The 17,987-nt window shown below is 71.8% G+C and carries 15 protein-coding genes and 1 rRNA gene; 12 read left to right on the forward strand and 4 right to left on the reverse strand.

The window, feature by feature from the left end:
- The first annotated feature begins 6 nt into the window (after positions 1-6).
- From rrf to ACLJPY_RS40755, 11 genes are all read left to right on the forward strand, one after another.
- Positions 7-123 (forward strand): 5S ribosomal RNA (gene rrf / locus ACLJPY_RS40705).
- A 95-nt stretch (positions 124-218) separates the two neighbouring features.
- On the forward strand, positions 219-2,399 hold the full coding sequence (locus ACLJPY_RS40710) for a hypothetical protein (protein WP_410596307.1): 2,181 nt from the start codon (positions 219-221) through the stop codon (positions 2,397-2,399).
- Positions 2,392-3,357 carry an HAD-IIA family hydrolase gene (locus tag ACLJPY_RS40715; protein WP_410596308.1) on the forward strand — a complete coding sequence of 322 codons (966 nt, stop codon included), beginning with the start codon at positions 2,392-2,394 and terminating at the stop codon, positions 3,355-3,357. The genes ACLJPY_RS40710 and ACLJPY_RS40715 overlap by 8 nt, the downstream gene beginning before the upstream one ends.
- Before the next feature lie 86 nt (positions 3,358-3,443).
- Positions 3,444-3,641, forward strand: a complete 198-nt coding sequence (locus tag ACLJPY_RS40720) for a hypothetical protein (RefSeq protein WP_400886876.1) — start codon at positions 3,444-3,446, stop codon at positions 3,639-3,641.
- Between the two features lie 5 nt (positions 3,642-3,646).
- Positions 3,647-4,474 (forward strand): TlyA family RNA methyltransferase, encoded by an 828-nt coding sequence (locus ACLJPY_RS40725; protein ID WP_410596309.1) that lies wholly within the window; start codon positions 3,647-3,649, stop codon positions 4,472-4,474.
- A complete protein-coding gene (locus ACLJPY_RS40730; protein ID WP_410596310.1) occupies positions 4,471-5,397 on the forward strand; it encodes an NAD kinase in 927 nt (308 codons plus the stop codon). The genes ACLJPY_RS40725 and ACLJPY_RS40730 overlap by 4 nt, the downstream gene beginning before the upstream one ends.
- Before the next feature lie 87 nt (positions 5,398-5,484).
- Entirely contained in the window at positions 5,485-7,266 is a 1,782-nt protein-coding gene (gene recN / locus ACLJPY_RS40735) for a DNA repair protein RecN (protein WP_410596311.1), read from the forward strand.
- A 70-nt stretch (positions 7,267-7,336) separates the two neighbouring features.
- Positions 7,337-8,329, forward strand: a complete 993-nt coding sequence (locus ACLJPY_RS40740) for a zinc-binding alcohol dehydrogenase family protein (protein ID WP_410596312.1) — start codon at positions 7,337-7,339, stop codon at positions 8,327-8,329.
- A complete protein-coding gene (locus ACLJPY_RS40745; RefSeq protein WP_410596313.1) occupies positions 8,326-9,501 on the forward strand; it encodes a DUF1266 domain-containing protein in 1,176 nt (391 codons plus the stop codon). Before ACLJPY_RS40740 ends, ACLJPY_RS40745 begins: the two co-directional genes overlap by 4 nt.
- A gap of 98 nt (positions 9,502-9,599) precedes the next feature.
- Positions 9,600-10,784, forward strand: coding sequence for a putative cytokinetic ring protein SteA (gene steA, locus ACLJPY_RS40750; RefSeq protein ID WP_410596314.1), 1,185 nt, complete (start codon positions 9,600-9,602; stop codon positions 10,782-10,784).
- Positions 10,781-11,731, forward strand: coding sequence for a copper transporter (locus tag ACLJPY_RS40755; protein WP_410596315.1), 951 nt, complete (start codon positions 10,781-10,783; stop codon positions 11,729-11,731). The genes steA and ACLJPY_RS40755 overlap by 4 nt, the downstream gene beginning before the upstream one ends.
- 4 nt (positions 11,732-11,735) lie before the next feature.
- On the opposite strand, the gene ACLJPY_RS40760 is transcribed toward ACLJPY_RS40755, so the two are convergent.
- From ACLJPY_RS40760 to ACLJPY_RS40775, 4 genes are all read right to left on the reverse strand, one after another.
- Entirely contained in the window at positions 11,736-13,445 is a 1,710-nt protein-coding gene (locus tag ACLJPY_RS40760; RefSeq protein ID WP_410596316.1) for a glycosyl hydrolase family 18 protein, read from the reverse strand.
- A 200-nt stretch (positions 13,446-13,645) separates the two neighbouring features.
- On the reverse strand, positions 13,646-14,911 hold the full coding sequence (locus ACLJPY_RS40765) for an alginate lyase family protein (protein WP_410596317.1): 1,266 nt from the start codon (positions 14,909-14,911) through the stop codon (positions 13,646-13,648).
- Positions 14,912-15,002: 91 nt separating this feature from the next.
- Complete coding sequence (locus ACLJPY_RS40770; protein WP_410596318.1) at positions 15,003-15,713, reverse strand: aspartate/glutamate racemase family protein; 711 nt, start codon at positions 15,711-15,713, stop codon at positions 15,003-15,005.
- Positions 15,710-17,131 carry an NCS1 family nucleobase:cation symporter-1 gene (locus ACLJPY_RS40775; RefSeq protein WP_410596319.1) on the reverse strand — a complete coding sequence of 474 codons (1,422 nt, stop codon included), beginning with the start codon at positions 17,129-17,131 and terminating at the stop codon, positions 15,710-15,712. Before ACLJPY_RS40775 ends, ACLJPY_RS40770 begins: the two co-directional genes overlap by 4 nt.
- Positions 17,132-17,282: 151 nt before the next feature.
- On the opposite strand from ACLJPY_RS40775, the gene ACLJPY_RS40780 reads away from it, so the two are divergent.
- Positions 17,283-17,951, forward strand: a complete 669-nt coding sequence (locus tag ACLJPY_RS40780; protein ID WP_410596320.1) for a GntR family transcriptional regulator — start codon at positions 17,283-17,285, stop codon at positions 17,949-17,951.
- The last annotated feature ends 36 nt before the right edge of the window (positions 17,952-17,987 follow it).

Here is a 17,987-nt window from a genome sequence, read left to right on the forward strand (position 1 = left end):
GAGTGTTTCGGTGGTTATAGCGTCAGGGAAACGCCCGGTCCCATTCCGAACCCGGAAGCTAAGCCTGACAGCGCCGATGGTACTGCAACCGAAGGGTTGTGGGAGAGTAGGACACCGCCGAACTTACCTTCCGTACGGCCCGTTAGGATAGCCAGTTGGCTGCCCTAGCGGGCCGTACGCGTATGTCCAGAACAAGATTTTTCATGGCAGGAGGCCAGGTGTCCGAGTTCGGTCGACGAGACTCAAGCGATGATGGGTCCGGCCGGTCGGCACGCCGGGACGAAGGCTCCCGGGGCCGGTCGGACGGACCCCGGAAGAGCCAGGGCGGCGCGCGGCAGGACCGCGGCGGCCGCGACAGTCACCAGGGACGCCCGCGCCGTGACGACCGCGGTGTCCGCGGCGGCGGCAAGCCCTTCCGCGGCGGCGACGGTCCCCGCGACCGCGATCAGCGCGGAGGATACGCAGGTCAGAGCCGCACCGGCGGCCGCAGCTCCGGCGAGCGCGACGACCGGCGCGGCGGCGGGTACGGCAGCCGCGACTCCGGCAACCGGCCGGGCGGTGGCCGCTTCTCCGACGGCCCCAGCCGCTCCGGCGGCGGCCGTTACGAAGACCGGGGTGCCGGCCGGTACGAGGACCGCGGCAACAGCCGGTCCGGAACCCGCGGCGACAGCCCGGGCTGCAGCTTCGACGACCGCGGCGGCCGGCCTCAGGGCAAGTCGTCGTACGGCGACCGCAAGCCGCGCTGGGACAACGACCGTCGCGACAACCCGCGCGGTGGCTACCAGCGCCGCGATGACGACCGCGGTTCGCGGCCCGGTGGGTTCCGGTCGGACGACCGGGGCCGCGACGATTCGCGCGGTACCCGGACGGGTGGTTTCCGTTCGAGTGACCGGGACCGTCGCGACGATTCCCGCGGTGGTTACCAGCGGCGTGACGACGACCGCGGCTCGCGCCCGGGCGGCTCCCGCTCCGACGACCGCGGTCGCCGGGACGACTCGCGCGGTGGTTACCAGCGTCGCGACGATGACCGCGGCCCTCGTACGGGCGGCTTCCGCTCGGACGACCGGGGCCGTGGTGGCAGCGACTCCCGCGGCAGCTACCAGCGCCGCGACGACGACCGCGGTTCGCGGCCGGGCGGGTTCCGCTCCGATGACCGCGGCCGCCGGGACGACTCGCGGGGCAGTTACCAGCGTCGCGACGACGACCGCGGCTCCCGTACGGGCGGGTTCCGGTCGGACGACCGTGGCAGCGACCGCCGCGACGACGACCGCGGCAACCGCACCGGCGGATTCCGGTCGGACGACCGTGGGAGCGATCGCCGCGACGATTCGCGTGGTGAGCGCGGCAGCTACCAGCGCCGTGATGACGACCGCGGCCCTCGGACCAGTGGCGAGCGCGGCAGCTACCAGCGTCGCGACGACGACCGCGGTACCCGGACGGGTGGTGACCGCGGTACCTACCAGCGCCGCGACGACGACCGTGGCTCGCGGCCCGGCGGCTTCCGGTCCGACGACCGCCGCGATGACTCGCGCGGTGACCGTGGCGACCGCGTCGGCGGTGGCAAGCGCTTCGACAACGCCCGCGGCCAGGGCGAGCGCCCGGACCGTCGTGACGACCGGCCCCGCCGGGAGCCGCGGCCCAAGGTCGGTGCGCCGCTCGACGACGAGGCGCTCGCCAGGGAACTCCTCGAAGCTCCCGAGCTGCCCGAGGACGTCGAGTTCTCCGACCTCGACGAGGACGCCCGCCGCGAGCTGAGGACGCTGCCCAAGGGGCTCGCCGAGACCGTCGGGAAGCACCTCGTCGCCGCCGGGGGGCTGATCGACAGCGATCCCGAGGCCGCCCTCGAGCACGCCAAGTACGCCAAGGCCAAGGCCTCGCGCGTGCCGATCGTGCGCGAAGCCCTCGGGCTGGTCGCCTACCACGCCGGCAACTGGTCGGAGGCCCTCTCCGAACTGCGGGCCGTCCGGCGGATGACGCGCGGCGACGAGCACATCGCCATCATTGCCGACGCCGAACGCGCGCTCGGGCGGCCCGAGCGGGCCCTCGACCTGGCGAAGGAGGTCGACACGACGAAGCTCGCGAAGGCCACCCAGGTCGAGCTCGCCATCGTCGCGGCCGGCGCGCGGCGGGACCTCGGGCAGCTCGACGCCGCCGTCGTCTCGCTGCAAGGCGACGACCTCAAGGCCGAGAAGCGCGACCCGTGGAGCGCTCGTCTCTTCTACGCCTACGCCGACAACCTCGCGGCCGCCGGGCGCAAGGACGAGGCCGTCCGCTGGTTCCTCAACGCCGCCGAGGCCGACGCGGAGGACGAGACGGACGCCGCCGAGCGTGCGGCCGACCTGGCGAACGAAAACACCGAGAACACCGAAGCGAAGGACACCGAAGACTCGGATGAGTGACGCTCTCCTCGCGGCCTACGACGCGGTCCTCTTCGACCTCGACGGCACCGTCTACCACGGCACCCGGGTCATCCCGGGTGCCCCGGAGACGGTGCGGGCCGCGCGGGAGCACGGCACCCCGGTCCGGTTCGTCACGAACAACGCCTCCAAGGCCCCCGACGAGGTCGTCGCGCACCTCACCGGCCTCGGCATGCCCGCCGGGACCGATGAGGTGCACACCAGCGCCCAGGCCGGGGTCCAGCTGCTGGGGGAGCGGCTCGAGCCCGGCGCCGAGGTCCTCGTCGTCGGCACCGATTCGCTCGCCGCGGAGGTGGCCGGGGCCGGGCTGAAGCCGGTGCGGGAGAACGGCGACGGCGTCCGGGCCGTCGTGCAGGGGCACTCGCCGGACAACACCTGGGCCGCGCTGGCCGAGGCCTGCCTGGCCATCCGCGCCGGCGCGCTCTGGGTGGCCTGCAACGTCGACGCGACGCTGCCCAGCGAGCGCGGCCTGCTGCCCGGCAACGGCTCGATGGTCGCCGCGCTGCGCACCGCCACCGACGTCGAGCCCCTGGTCGCCGGCAAGCCGCAGCCGCTGCTGTTCGAGACCGCCGCCTGGTCGGCGGGCGCGCAAAAGCCTTTGGTCGTCGGCGACCGGCTCGACACGGACATCGCCGGTGCGGTCGCCGCGGGAATCGACTCGCTGGTCGTCCTGTCGGGGGTCGCGACGCCGAAGCAGCTGATCGAGGCGGTCCCGGCCGAGCGGGCGACGTACCTCGCCAAGGACCTGACCGCGCTCACCGAAGCGGCCGAAGACCTCAAGATCGGGCCGCGGCCCGGTTGGACCGTGACCGTCGAGAACCAGACCCTGACGGCGACGGGTGACGGCGACGACCTGGATCTGCTCCGGGCGCTGTGCCACACGGCCTGGGATACCGGCGTCACCGAACTCGGCGAGCGCGCCCGGGCCGCACTGTCCTGACTGAGCCTTCTGGGACCGAGCCCCAGACCCCGGCCGGGGGACAAGCCCCCCTGGACCCCCCGAAAGCCCCTGATACCGTTCGGACTGTGCAGGACCACCCCTATCCCGTCCCGGGCCCGCCGCCCGGTTCGTTCTCGCAAGCGACCGACCCGCGCGCCGGCATCGACGAAGCCGTCGCCGGGCTGGACGACCTGGACGCGCTGCCGCTGGCGGAGCACGTCGAGCGCTTCGACGCCGTGCACACCGAGCTGACGGTCGCCCTGTCCAGCATCGACAAGGTCTGATCGGCGTGCCCAAGCGGGCCCGCCTCGACGCGGAACTGGTTCGGCGCGGCCTCGCCCGGTCGCGTGAACAGGCGTCGGCCCTCATCACCGGCGGCAAGGTCACCGTGCGGGGCATGGTCGCGACCAAACCCGCCACCGGCGTCGAATCCGACGCGCCCATCGTCGTCAGGGACGAAGACGATCCCGGCTGGGCCTCGCGCGGCGCGCACAAGCTGCTGGGCGCCCTGGCCGCGTTCACGGACCTGTCCGTCGAAGGCAAGCGCTGCCTGGACGCCGGCGCGTCCACCGGCGGCTTCACCGACGTCCTGCTCCGCAACGGCGCCGCGACCGTGATCGCCGCCGACGTGGGCCGTGGCCTGCTCGACTGGCGGATCCGCACGGACGAACGCGTGGTGGTCATGGATCGCACGAACGTCCGCAACCTGACCCCCGAGGACCTCGGCGGCCAGGTCGACCTGGTCGTCGGGGACCTGAGCTTCATCTCGCTCAAGCTCGTGCTGCCCGCGCTCGCCGCCTGCGCGCGCGAAGGCGCCGACCTGGTGCCGATGGTGAAACCGCAGTTCGAGGTAGGCAAGGACCGCCTCGGTAGCGGCGGGGTCGTCCGCGACCCGCAGCTGCGCGCCGAGTCCGTGCTCACCGTCATCGACGAGGCCGCGAAACTCGGCCTCGCGCTGCGCGGGGTGACCGCCAGCCCGCTGCCCGGGCCGTCCGGGAACGTCGAGTACTTCGTGTGGCTCGGGAAAGAACACGTGGCGGAGTCCACTATGGACGCGGTAGACAGGTCTGAGGCCGAGCGGCTCGTCCGGACCGCCGTCGAGGAAGGGCCCGCATGACCACCGAACGTGAAGTGCTCCTCATGGTGCACCCCGACCGCGACGCGACGGCCGAAGCCGCGCGGGAGGTTTCGGCGCGCTTCGCCAAGGCCGGCATCCGGCTCCGGGTGACCGAGCACGACGTCTGCGCGCTGATCAACCCCGAGCAGCACGGCGTCGGCGCGACCTGCACGGTCGTCGGCCCGGACGACGACCCCACCGACGGCGTCGAGCTGGTCTTCGTCCTCGGCGGCGACGGCACGCTGCTGCGCGCGGCCGAGCTGGCCCGCCCGGCCGGGGTGCCGGTGCTCGGCGTGAACCTCGGGCGCGTCGGCTTCCTCGCCGAGGCGGACTCCGACGCGCTGGCCGACACCGTCCAGCGCGTGGTCGACGGCGACTACCAGGTCGAAGAGCGGATGACCATCGACGTCACGGTCACCCACGACGGCGAAGAGCTCGCCCGCACCTGGGCGCTCAACGAAGCCAGCGTCGAGAAGAGCACCCGGGAGCGGGTGCTCGACGCGCTGATCGAGGTCGACGGCCGTCCGGTGTCCGCCTTCGGCTGCGACGGTGTGCTCTGCGCCACACCGACCGGTTCGACCGCGTACGCGTTCTCGGCGGGCGGGCCGATCATCTGGCCGGACGTCCAGGCCCTGCTCGTGGTCCCGAGCAACGCGCACGCGATGTTCGCCCGCCCGCTCGTGGTGTCCCGCGACTCGGAGATCACCGTCGGGATCGACCCGGACGGGTCCTCGGCCGTCCTGACCTGCGACGGCACCCGGCCGATCGACCTGCCCCCGGGTGCCCGGGTGCGGGTGACCTGCGGCAAGACGCCGGTGCGGCTGGTCCGCCTCTGGGACGGCCCGTTCACCGACCGTCTGGTGCAGAAGTTCTCGTTGCCGGTGAAGAGCTGGCGGGAGCGCCACGCGCGCCCTTGCGAGTAACCACTCAACGCTCGATTCGAACATATCGGCGACGCGCCGGGTGCCCGCGCGCGCAGAGTGTCGGTGGGGGCCGCTACCGTAGGCGGCGTGCTGGCCGAGATGCGCATCCAGGGCCTCGGAGTCATCGAGGACGCCCTGCTGGAACTGCACGCGGGCTTCACCGTCGTGACCGGTGAGACGGGTGCGGGCAAGACCATGGTCGTCACCGGGCTGCACCTGCTGTCCGGGGGCCGCGCCGAGGTGTCCAAGGTCCGGACGGGAATGCTGAAGGCGTTCGTCGAAGGGCGGTTCACCTACTCCGGGGTCGAAGGCGCCGAGCGGATCGTCGCCGATTCCGGTGCGGACGTGGACGAGGACGGCAGCGTGATCGCGTTGCGCGCGGTCGCCGTCGACGGGCGCTCGCGCGCCCACCTCGGCGGCCGGTCCGTGCCGGTCGGGGTGCTCGCGGAGCTGTCCGAACAGCTGATCGCGGTGCACGGGCAGAACGACCAGCTGCGGCTGCTGCGCCCGGCCGAGCAGCGTGCGGTGATCGACCGGTTCGCCGGCGACGCGGTGGCCAAGCCGCTGCAGGCCTACCGGGAGGTCCGGGCCGAGTGGCTGGCGGTGATCGCCGAGCTGACCGAGCGGTCGACGCGCTCGCGGGAGATGGCCCAGCAGGCCGACCTGCTCAAGCACGGCCTGACCGAGATCGACGCCGTCGCGCCCGAGCCGGGCGAGGACGTCGAGCTCACCGACCAGATCAAGCGGCTCGCGGCGGTCGACGAGCTGCGCGCGGCCGCGACCGAGGCGCACATCGCGGTGTCCGGCTCGCCGGACGGTGACCCGGACGCCCCGGGCGCGGCCGGCCTGGTCTCCGAAGCGCTGCGGCGGCTCGTCACGGCGGAGGACGCCGTGCTGCGCGAGCTGGCGCCGCGGCTGGAGGAGGCGTCGGTGCTGCTCGCCGACGTCGGGGCCGAGCTGGGCACCTACGTCGAGACGCTGGACGCCGACCCGGCGCTGCTGGAGAAGGTGCTGGCCCGCCAGTCCGACCTCAAGCGGCTGACCCGCAAGTACGCGGCGGACGTCGACGGCGTGCTGGCCTGGGCCGAGGACGCCCGGCGCCGGCTGGAGTCGATGGACACGTCGGAGGAGGCGCTCGCCGAGCTGGCCCTGCGGCGCGACCAGCTCGCGATCCAGCTGGCCGCGCACGCGGCCGAGGTGTCGGCGGCGCGCGAGACGGCGGCGGCCGAGCTCGCCGCAGAGATTACCCGCGAGCTGTCCGGGCTGGCGATGGGCCAGGCCGCCATCGAGGTGACCGTCGAGCAGCGCCCGGCCGAACACGGCGACACGCACGCGCTGCCGATCGACGGCCGCGCGGTGCACGCGGGCCCGGACGGCGTCGACGACGTCGAGCTGCTCCTGCGGGCCCACGACGGCGCGCCGCCGCTGCCGGTGCACAAGGCCGCGTCGGGTGGCGAGCTTTCGCGCGTGATGCTGGCGATCGAGGTGGTCCTGGCGCACGCGGACACCGTGCAGACGCTGGTGTTCGACGAGGTCGACGCGGGTGTCGGCGGCCGGGCGGCGGTCGAGATCGGCCGGCGGCTGGCCCGGCTGGCCCGGACCCACCAGGTCCTGGTGGTCACCCACCTGCCGCAGGTGGCGGCGTTCGCCGATCAACACCTGGTGGTGGACAAGGGCCACAGCGGCGGCGTCACGCGAAGCGGCGTGAAGAACCTAAGCCAGACCGAGCGGGTCAGCGAGCTGGCCCGGATGCTCGCCGGCATGGACAACGAGACGGGCCGTGCGCACGCGGAGGAGCTGCTGGCGACCGCGGAGAAGGACAAGACGGAGTTCGAGCCGAAGAAGAAGCGCGCGGCGAAGAAGAAGTAGCCGCGGCGGGGAAATACTTCGCGCCGCCCGGCAGTTGTCGTGACGACTGCAGGTGGCGAAAGGATCCCCGATGCGCGCGGTGGTACTGCGAGAACCCGGTCCGGTCGAGAACCTCGAGCTCACCGAGCTCCCGCTGCCGGAGGTGAAACCCGGCTGGGTCCGGATCGCGGTCAAGGCGTTCGGGCTCAACCGGTCCGAGCTGCACACCCGGCTCGGCCTGGCCGAAGGCGTCACCTTCCCGCGCGTGCCCGGGATCGAGGCCGTCGGGGTCGTCGACGCCGATCCGAGCGGACGTCTCGCCGCCGGGCAGCAGGTCGCCACCATGATGGGCGGCATGGGCCGCACGTTCGACGGCGGCTACGCCGAATACACGCTCGTGCCGCAGAACCAGGTCATCCCGTTCCGCTCCGACCTGCCGTGGGAGGTCATCGGCCAGGTCCCGGAGACGCTCCAGACGGCGTACGGGTCGCTCACCACCGGCCTCGACCTCCAGGCGGGCCAGACGCTGCTCATCCGCGGCGGCACGTCCGCGCTCGGGTTCGCCACCGCGACCCTGGCCAACGACCTCGGTGCCACCGTTTTCGCGACGACCCGGCAGCCCGGACGGATCGAAACCCTGCGGGAACACGGCGTCGACCACCCGCTGCTGGACGACGGGAACGTCGCCGAGCAGGTCCGGAAGATCGCCCCCGAAGGGGTCGATGCCGCCCTCGAACTGGTCGGCACGCCGACCCTGCCGGACACCCTGAACGCCACCCGGGTGCACGGGACCGTCTGCTTCGCCGGCATGCTTTCGAACCAGTGGACGGTCAAGAATTTTTATCCGATCGGCTACCTTCCCGCCGGGGTGCGGTTGACCGCTTATGGTGGTGAGGCGGACGACCTGCCCGCCTCCGTCCTCCAGCGCCACCTCGACCGGATCGCCGGCGGCGAAGCGAGCCTCGGCCCGGTCAAGGTCTACTCGATGGCGGAGATCCGGCAGGCGCACGACGACCTGGAGCACAACCGGACGGCGGGCAAGCTCGTCGTGCTGACCGGCCGAGCGGAGGGAGCCGCCCCGTGATCCTGCCGCCGTCCGCCGACGTCGAAGCCGAGCTCGCCGCCGCGCGGCGGGACGGCGACCTCGACCGCTACCTCGGCCTGCTCGCGGGCGAGGAGCTGTTCGTGCCGATCCGGCGGGTGAACGCCCGGAGCATCCTCGACGAACGGGCGGAGACCTTCCCGAACGTCTACTTCGAGACCGGCGGCGACGAGTTCCTGCAGGTCTTCAGCCGCGGCGCGCTGCCGGACCTCGGCCCGGACGTCGTGGCCATGAGCGGCTCGCTCGACTGGGCGGTCGACGGCGTCGGGCGGCACGAGCGCGTCGTGTTCAACCGCGGCACCCGCAGCGAGTGGCGGCTGCCGGGCGCGACCCTGCAGCCGTGGCTCGACGCGCACGCCGGCGAGGTCACGCCGCTGGAGGAGCAGGTCGAGCGGCTGATCACCGCGCCGTACGGGCACCTCGAAGGGCCGATCGCGCACGCGCTGGCCTGCGGTGCGCACCTGGCCGTGCTCAACGCGGCGCCGTGGAACCTGCTCGACGGCCGCTACCACGACTACGTCGCCGAGGTGCGCGGTCTGCGGGACTGGTGGGGCGTGCCCGACCCGCCCGCCTGGCGCGCGACGATGACCGGCCTGATCGGCGACGGCTACGCGTTGACGCCCGGCAACCTCGTCCTCATGCTGCGCCTGCGGTTCGCCGCCGAGTACGGGCTGCCGGGCGCCGAGTTCGAACCGCTGACCTGGGCCCGGCTGGTGGACCGGTGGTGCGTGGAGAACGACGCCGAAGACCAGGCCGACGAGCTGCGCGAAACCGTCCGCCGGGTGTCCCGGTACGAGCGGCGGCTGCGCGCCGACGGCGTGGTCGACGCGGACGGGTGCGTCACGACGGCGTTGTCCTGGGACGTCGGCCGCGCGATCACCATCGCCCGCGGGGGACTGGCGGCCGGCTACTGCGACGCGCTGAGCGCCGAGCTGATGGTGCTCGAAGCCGGTTCCCTGGCCCGCCGCTACCACCAGTCATGGGCCGACCTGTCGGCGGGCTACCTCATGGGGCGGGTGCTGCACGGCGGCGAAGACGAGTTCGGCGAGTGGTACCCGGCGGCCGTGCGCGTCCACCACCAGCTCCTTCAGGACCCCGCCAGCCCCTGGCTGAACCTGGACTTCGGCTCGCTTTCGGAGGAGTCCGACGCCTGACCCGCGCGGGGGAGGGCGACGCGGCTCACCACAACGAGTCACGGCGGCTACGGCGTGGCGTACCTCGTCCCACGAGCAAATTTGTCACCATCGGCCACATGAAGCTCACCGGCCTGCTCACGCGGAATCAGGAACCCCTGCCGGGGATCACCGGGGTCGCCCGCGTGGACCGCCGCACCCGGGAGCTGCTGCGCCGGATCAGTCCCGGCGACATCGTCGTGCTCGACCAGCTGGACCTCGACCGCGCGACGGCCGACGCCCTGGTCGAGGCCGAGGTCGCGGGCGTGGTGAACGCGTCGCCGTCGATCTCCGGCCGGTTCCCCAACATGGGACCCGAGATCCTCGTCGCGGCCGGCATCCCGCTGGTCGACTCGGTCGGCGGCGAGCTCCTGCGCTCGATCAAGGACGGCACGAAGCTGCGGCTGCACGACGGCGTCGTCTACATCGGCGAGCGGCAGGTCGCCTCCGGCATCCTGCAGACCGCCGAGAGCGTCGCCGACCAGATGATCGAGGCCAAGGCCGGGATGTCGACGCAGCTGGAGGCGTTCTCGGCGAACACCATCGAGTTCCTGCGCCGGGAGCGCACGCTGATCCTCGACGGCGTCGGCGTGCCCGAGCTGAAGGTGCCGCTGCGCGACCGGCACGTGCTCGTCGTCGCGGGCGGCAACGGGCACGCCGAAGACCTCAAGAAGCTGAAGAAGTACATCGCCGAGCACCGCCCGGTGCTCATCGGCGTCGACGCCGGCGCCGACACGCTGCGCGTGCAGGGCTACCAGCCCGACGTCATCGTCGGCGACCCCACCGGCATCGGCACCGCGACCCTGCGCGGCGGTGGCGAGGTCGTGGTGCCCGCGCAGCCGGACGGCCACGCCCCCGGTGTCGAGCGCATCCAGGACCTCGGCATCGGCGCGGTGACCTTCCCGGCGTCGGGCAACGCCGAAGACCTCGCGCTGCTGCTGGCCGACGCGCACGGCGCGACCCTGGTCGTCACCGTCGGTTTCCAGGCCACGCTGCGCGAATTCCTCGACCACGGCCGGTCCGGTTCGAACCCCTCGACGTTCCTGACCCGGCTCAAGCTCGGCACGAAGCTCGTCGACGGCAAGGCGGTGGCGACGCTGCACCGCAACCGGGTGTCGATCGGCGCGGTCGTCCTGCTCGTGCTCGCCGCGGTGGTGGTGGTCGCCGCGGCGCTGCTGGTGTCCGACGTGGGCACGGTCTACCTGGACTGGCTCAAGCACACCTGGAACTCGTTCGCCGCCTGGGTCAAGGGATTGTTCACGTGATTTCGCTGCGGTACCACGTCGTTTCCATCGCTGCCTGCTTCCTGGCGCTCGCCGTCGGCGTCGTGCTCGGCTCGACCGCGCTGAACGGCACGCTGCTGTCCGGGCTGGTCGGGGACAAGAAGGACCTCGGCAGCCAGGTCGCCGACCTCGAGGCGCAGCGCAACGCGCTCAACGCCCGGCTGGCCGACGCGGACGCCTTCGCCGGCTCGATGGGCCCGAAGGTCGTCGCCGGTGCGCTCGACAAGCGGTCGGTGGTCCTGGTGACCACCGAAGACGCGCGCCCGGCCGACCGGGACGCGCTCAAGCAGCTGATCGGCCAGGCCGGCGCCGCGGTGACCGGCGAAGTGCAGCTGACGTCGGCGTTCGCCGACCCGGCGAAGGCCGACCAGCTCCGCGACGTCGTCACGCGGCTGCAGCCGGCCGGCTCGAAGTTCCCCACCGCGGGCGACACGGGCACGCTCGCCGGCGCGCTGCTCGGTTCGGTGCTGCTGCTGGACAAGACCACGGCGAAACCGCAGTCCGCGCCCGAGGAGCTGGCGGCGGCGCTGAGCGGCCTCACCGACGGCGGCTTCCTCAAGGCGGGCCCGGACGTCAAGCCGGCCCAGCTGGCGATGGTGCTCACGGGCGCCCAGGCGACCGGCGACGGCGCCGGTGACCGCGCGGCGACGATCGCCCGCTTCGCGACGCAGCTCGACCGCAGCGGCGCGGGCGCGGTCCTGGCGGGCGATCCGGGTTCCGCCGACGGCACGGGCGCGCTGGGCGTGGTCCGCGCGGACACGTCGGCGACGTCGATCTTGTCCACTGTGGACAACACGGACACGTCGGCCGGCCGGGTGAGCGTGATCCTGGCCCTGAAGGAACAGCTGGACGGGGGCGCCGGGCGTTACGGCATCGCCGGCAACGCCCAGGCCCCCGCCCCCGGGGTCGGCAACCCCACGGGAAACTGACGGCTCAGCCCGCGAGCCAGAGGGCCGGGACGTTCGGCGGTTCCCAGCCCACCAGTGAAGTGTGGGCCTGGCGGCACGTGTACGTGACGCCGTTGTAGGTCACCTTCGCGCCCGTCGCGTACGCCGTGTTCGGCGCCCACGCGGGGATCGACGGCGGTGTCGTGGTCGTGGGCGGTGTGGTGGTCGTCGGTGGTGTGGTGGTCGTCGGCGGAGTGGTCCGGGTCGTGGGCGTGGTCGGGGTCGTGGGTGTCGTCGGGGTGGTGGTCGGCGGCGCCGAGCAGTTCGGCGTCGAGGCCGCGAGGCCGTTGACCACCGCGTGGAACAGCGTCGAGCCCGGGTCGAGGTCGTAGAGCGAGAACATCATCGCGCCGCCGAGACCCGTGCAGTGGATGTAGTCCGTGCGGGCCTTGACCGACTGCGCCGACGAGCCGCCGTAGAAGTTCGTCCCGTCGTAGAACCAGGCCGACTGCGTGACCGGGTCCCAGAACGTGTCCGCCGGGTTGTCGACCACCCCGGACAGTTCCTTGTACATCGCGACGCCGGGGACGTTGCCGCTCAAGGCGTGACCCGGCGACGGGCCCGAAGCCGACTGGTACAGGCCGTGGTTCGAGCCGGACGGCACCCCGGTCCAGCCGCGGTAGTAGAACGGGACGCCGAGCGTCAGCTTGCCCGCCGGGAACCCGCCCGCGATGCCGTACGCGCTGTTGCCGTGCAGGTAGTCCTTGATCACCGAGTCGGTCGTGTACTTCTCCGTGCCCGGCGGGATCGTCCCCGACGGGTCGTTCGGCGAGGAGTACAGCGGGTCCTGGAAGTTCGTCGGCCCGGTCGCGTCCCACGCGCCGTGCATGTCGTAGGTCATCGCGTTGCCGAAGTCCAGGTACTGCCCGATCTTGTCGGTCTGGATCTTCGCGATCTTGTCCTGCCCGCCCGGCAGCGCGGCCGAGAGCGCGTAGTGCTTGCCGCCCAAGGCGTCCAGTTCGGTGCGGAACTCGGCCAGCAGGGCGGTGTAGTTCGCGGTGTCGGCGGCGCTGTAGTGGTTGCCGACGTGCCCGGTCGGCGAACCCGGGTACTCCCAGTCGATGTCGATGCCGTCGAAGATGCCCGCCGCGGTGCCCGGGCCGCCGTAGCCGCCGGCCGCCGGGATGTTGCCCTTGATGAACATGTCGAGGCAGGAGCTGACGAACTTCTTGCGGGACGCGTCGGTCGCGGCGGCGTCGGAGAAGTACTTCGAGTACGTCCAGCCGCCGATCGACAGCAGCACCTTCAGGTTCGGGTGCTTCGCCTTGAGTTCCTGCAGCTGGTGGAAGTTCCCGACGATCGGCTGGTTCCACGTGTCGGCGGTGCCGTCGACGCTGATGTCCGAGCCGAACGTCTTCTGGTAGTCGGCGAACTGGTCCTCGCCGCCGTCACCGGCGTTCGGGTCGCTTTCCCCGCCCGGATCCGGTGTCGTCGCCTTCGTGTTCTCGAAGCAGGTCAGGTTGGTGGGGTCGATGTTCTCGAAGTCGTAGAGCAGGTAGTCGAGGTCGCCGGCGATCGCGTCGACGTTCTTCAGGTAGTAGGCGTTCTGGTAGATGCTCCACTGGTCGTAGTAGGCGATCCGGACCCCGCCGGAAGTCGCGGCGGCCGCACCGGGGGCCGCCGGACCGGCGACCGTCAGTGCGCCGGTCACGACGGCGGCGGCCGCGGCCGCGACCAGGGCCAATCTTCGCTGCATGGCGTCTCCTCGCGCAGGCGGACGGCCCTCTCCCGGCCGCGACGGCGCGGGAGAGGGCGTACGCGATGGTCGTTCACGAGCGGGTCCGGCCCCGTTCACGAATGTGCGCGCGTGGACACGCGGTGTCAATACTTTGGACTAGACCAATTCTGGCGGGCGTGCGCTATGGGCTGCGGTGTCCGGATTTTCGGGCGGAGTCCCTACTTCAGTGGGGGGTCGAGCGGGAAGCACGAAACGCGCACCGCCCAGGTGTCGCCGCCCGCGGGCAACGGCATCCCCCGCAACGCGGCGGCCGCGTCGGTGTCGTGCGCTTCCTCGGCCGCCGCGTGGAAGATGTCGGCGGCGATCGACTGGTCGAACACGCCGATCTGCTGGTGGGGCCAGGCGGCGGCGCCCTGCCGGGCGGCCGGGATCAGCTGGTCCACGACCTTCCGCAGCGTCACCCCGTTCGCCGCTCGGTACTTCCACACGTCGACACCGAGGTTCTTCCCGATCTCGGCCAGCCGGCCCCACGCCGTGAGGTTGAAGTTGGCGTAGTGCCACGACATCGTGCGCGCCAGCTCGAGCGGCTGGCTGCCGTCGGCGGCGAACTGCACCGGGAAGCGCTTCTGCTCCGCCTCCAGCACGATCTTCTTCGCGTCCGAGCGCTTCCCCAGGTACGCCGAGATCGCCGCGTTCTGCATGTCGAGGAACGTGCCGTGGTTGTTGGTGGCGGCCAGTTCCAGCTTCGCCTGCGGGCTGGTCTGCATCCAGCTCAGGTACTGCGTCAGCCACGCCTTGATGCCCGAGCGGTCCTTGCCGGTCCAGCCCGGCGCGCCGCCGTCGAGGAGCGCGAACGCGTCCATGAGCTGGCTGAACGACTGCGTGGAGTCGATGATCCCGGTGCCGCTGACGGTGTTCTTGCACGGGATGACCTGTGAGTACGTCATGTTCGGGTTCATCCGCGTCGCCGGGTCGAGGAACCACGTCCGGATGTCCAGCGCCGCCCGCTTCGCGTACCGGGCGTCGCCGGTGTAGTACCAGGCCAGCGAGAGGTAGTACATCGCGTCCCACGCCCACATCCGGTAGGTGTGGTCGGTGATCGCGTCGGCTTCGGGGTTGCGCTGGCCGTCCTTGCTGACGTACGGGCAGCCCTGCTGGTTCTCCGGCGTCTTCGGCTGACTGGCCCACCAGTACGGCGCCTGGCTCAGGTAGTCGTGCTTGTCGCCGCTCGGGGGCGCGGACGGCTTCTGCGTGACCGACCACGGCCCGGCCGTCAGCGCGGTGTTCGCCTTGTCCAGCACGACTTTCAGCGCGGCACGCTGGGCCGTCGTGGCGTGGCCGCTGCGGACCGCCTGCCGGATGCCCGCGAGCTCGGCGCCGTCGGTGACGACCGTGTGCGGCGGGGAGGCGGCCACGGCCGTCCCGCTCACCGGGACCAGGAGCACGCTCGCGGAAACCGCCAGCGCGCCGAGAACTCTTCGCACGTCGACCGCCTTTCGGGGACGTCGAAATCCCCACGTCGTCACCGGGCGGCGGTACGGCTGCAGGGATTCTGACGTCCTCGTGCGGCAGGTGTCAATCCGCGGGCCAGGTGCGGCGCTTGGCGATCGGACGCGCGTACGAACCGGCGCGGCTGGTGGTGAGGCCCAACGCCACCAGGGATTCCGCGAGCCGGACCGCGGCGGCGACGCCGTCGATGACCGGGATGCCCAGCATCGTCGCGATCTTCCGGTCCAGGCCGGTCATCCCGGCGCAGCCGAGCACGAGCACCTCCGCGCTGGCGTCCCGCGCGCGGCGGCCGGCGGTCAGCAACGCCGACTCCGTCCGGCGTTCGTCGGTCAGTTCCAGCACGCCGAGCCCGGCTCCGGTGACCACGACGCAGTTCTGCGCGACCCCCGCGGCGTGCAGGCTGTCCTCGATCAGCCCGCACGTCCGGTCCAAAGTGGTCACCACGCCGTAGCGGCGGCCGAGCAGGCAGGCCAGGTGCGCGGCGGCCTCGGTGATGTCGACGACCGGGACGTCGAGCAGCTCGCGCGCGCCCTCGCGGCCGTGCTCACCGAACCCGGCGAGCACGACGGCGTCGAACGGTTCGTCCAGGCCGCGCAGCAGGTCCAGCACGGCCGCCGCGGACAGGAAGCTGTCCAGCCAGCCTTCGGCCGACTCCGGGCCCCACTTCGGTGTCCGCGCCAGGATCTCGGTGCCGGGACTCGCGGCCGCGCGGGCCCCGGCTTCGATCTCCTTCGTCATCGCCTCGGTGGTGTTGCAGTTGGTGACGACGATCCTCATCGATGGTTCCTCGAAACCGCGAAGTAGAGCAGGGCCGACGACGCCGTGCCGATGAACCACGAGTACGGCGCGGCCGGCGCGAAGAACGGCACCAACGCGATCACCGCGGACAGCGCGGCGGTCGGGAAGAACGTCACCAGCGCACGGGGATTCACCCGCGGGTAGCTCCCGCCGTCGACGAACAGCTGGGCGACGTCGACCTTGCCGCGCCGGATCAGGTAGTAGTCGACGATCATGATCCCGAACAGCGGGCCGAGGAACGCGCCGAGCCCGCCGAGGAAGTAGTTGACCACCGCCGGGGACGAGTACAGCTTCCACGGCAGCACGCACAGGGCGGCGACCGCGCTGATCATGCCGCCGACGGTGAAGGTGATCCGCTTCGGCCAGATGTTGGCCAGGTCGTAAGCGGGGGAGACGAAGTTGGCGACGATGTTGACGCCCATGGTCGCCACCGCGAAGGTCAGTGCGCCGACGATCAGCACCGGCGTGTTGTGCACCTTGGCCAGCAGTTCGGCCGGGTCGGTGATGGCCTCGCCGAACACCTGCATGCTGCCCGCGGTGACGATCACCGACAGCAGCGCGAACGCCGTCGAGTTGATCGGCAGGCCCCAGAAGTTGCCGCGCTTGACCGTCTTCTGGTCCGGGGCGAAGCGGGAGAAGTCGCAGAAGTTGAGCATGAGCGTGCCGTAGGTGGCCAGGATGAGCCCGGCCGCGCCGAACCACTGCCGGATCTGTTCCCCGGTGGACAGCTGCTTCGGGCTGCTGGTGAAGGAGATGTTCCAGTGCCCGGCGGCGAGGATCCAGACGGCGAGGGCGATCATCACCACCCAGATCGCCGGGCCGCACCAGTCCTGGAACTTGCGCACCGACTCCATGCCGCGGGTCAGGATGAGCGCCTGGACCGCCCACAGCGCGACGAAGCAGATCCAGCCGAGGGCGTGCAGGCCGAGGAACCCGTGTTCGGTCAGCGGTTTCAGGTTCGGGTCGATGGTCAGCACCAGCAGCGTGATGGCGACGCTGGCGAGGTAGGTCTGGATGCCGTACCAGAAGATCGCGATGACCGCGCGGATCAGCGCGGGCAGGTTGGCGCCGAACGTGCCGAAGCTGATCCGCGCCACGACCGGGAACGGGACGCCGGTGCGCTGCCCGATCCGGCCCATCAGGTTCATCCCGGCGTAGATGATGACGAACCCGAACAGCAGCGCGGTGAACACCTGCCAGGCCGACAGGCCGAGCACGAACAGTCCGGCCGCGAAGGTGTAGTTGCCGAGGTTGTGCACGTCGGACATCCACAGCGCGAAGATGTCGTAGACCTTCCAGCGGCGTTCCTCCGCCGGGGCGAGGTCTTCGTTCCACAGCCGGGGATCGGGCGGGGTGGCGGACTCTTGCGACGGTTCGGTGAGCGGGGCGGCGGTCATGCGGAGCCCTCCGATCGACGTGCAGCGACGACGATTTGGGATACCAAACTTTGGAATCCCAAATATCACCCCGGTGACCACGCGAGTCAACCCTCCGGCCGATAAACTCGGGTAACGACGTGTTACGGCGGTGTTGAGCGAGAGGGGTCCGGTGAACGAGCGGCAACCCCTCGCGGCCACCCGGCAGCGGGTCCGCGAGGAGCTGCGCGAGCGGATCCTGACCGGCCGGCTCCGCCCGGGTGACCGGCTGGTCGAGCGGGAGCTGGCCGAAGACCTCGGCGTCTCCCGGGTGCCGGTCCGCGAGGCCATCCGCGCGCTCGAGGCCGAGGGCTTCCTCGTCGTGCAGTCGCCGCGCCGGGTCGTCGTCCGGCAGCTGGCGCGGGTCGACGTCGAGGAGCTGTTCGACGTCCGCGAGGCCCTCGAGGGGCTGGCCGCCGGGCTGGCGGCGGCCCGCGCGGGTGCGGCGGAGCTGAAGCGGCTCGAGCGCGTGCTCGCCGACGCCGCCCGGGCGACGGCCCGCGGGGACGCGGCCCGGATCACCGTGTTCAACTCGCGGTTCCACGACGAGATCGTCGCCATCGCGGGCAACGCGCTGCTGACCACGATGCTGCAGCCCCTGGAAGGCCGGCTCCGCTGGCTCACGAGCCAGAACGAGCACTGGGCCGAGCTGCTCGACGAGCACCGCCGGCTGTACGAGGCGATCGCGTCGAGGGACGCGGAGCGCGCGAAGGCGTCCGCGGTGGAGCACGTGCGCGTGAACCGCGAGGTCACGCTGCGTTCACTGTTCGGCGAAGAACCCGAAGAGCGGCCTGCCGGCTGAAGCTCCGCCGCTTTGGTACCGATTGTGCCCGGCGCC

The sequence above is a fragment of the Amycolatopsis sp. lyj-23 genome, assembly GCF_046549135.1.
Classification (GTDB): domain Bacteria; phylum Actinomycetota; class Actinomycetes; order Mycobacteriales; family Pseudonocardiaceae; genus Amycolatopsis.

What these genes read in the sequence shown, in the direction of transcription:
- ACLJPY_RS40715 (WP_410596308.1), top strand. Translation starts at nt 2,392, where the DNA reads ATGAGTGACGCTCTCCTCGCGGCCTACGACGCGGTCCTCTTCGACCTC.
- ACLJPY_RS40730 (WP_410596310.1), top strand. Translation starts at nt 4,471, where the DNA reads ATGACCACCGAACGTGAAGTGCTCCTCATGGTGCACCCCGACCGCGAC.
- ACLJPY_RS40740 (WP_410596312.1), top strand. Translation starts at nt 7,337, where the DNA reads ATGCGCGCGGTGGTACTGCGAGAACCCGGTCCGGTCGAGAACCTCGAG.
- steA (WP_410596314.1), top strand. Translation starts at nt 9,600, where the DNA reads ATGAAGCTCACCGGCCTGCTCACGCGGAATCAGGAACCCCTGCCGGGG.
- ACLJPY_RS40760 (WP_410596316.1), bottom strand. Translation starts at nt 13,445, where the DNA reads ATGCAGCGAAGATTGGCCCTGGTCGCGGCCGCGGCCGCCGCCGTCGTG.
- ACLJPY_RS40770 (WP_410596318.1), bottom strand. Translation starts at nt 15,713, where the DNA reads ATGAGGATCGTCGTCACCAACTGCAACACCACCGAGGCGATGACGAAG.
- ACLJPY_RS40775 (WP_410596319.1), bottom strand. Translation starts at nt 17,131, where the DNA reads ATGACCGCCGCCCCGCTCACCGAACCGTCGCAAGAGTCCGCCACCCCG.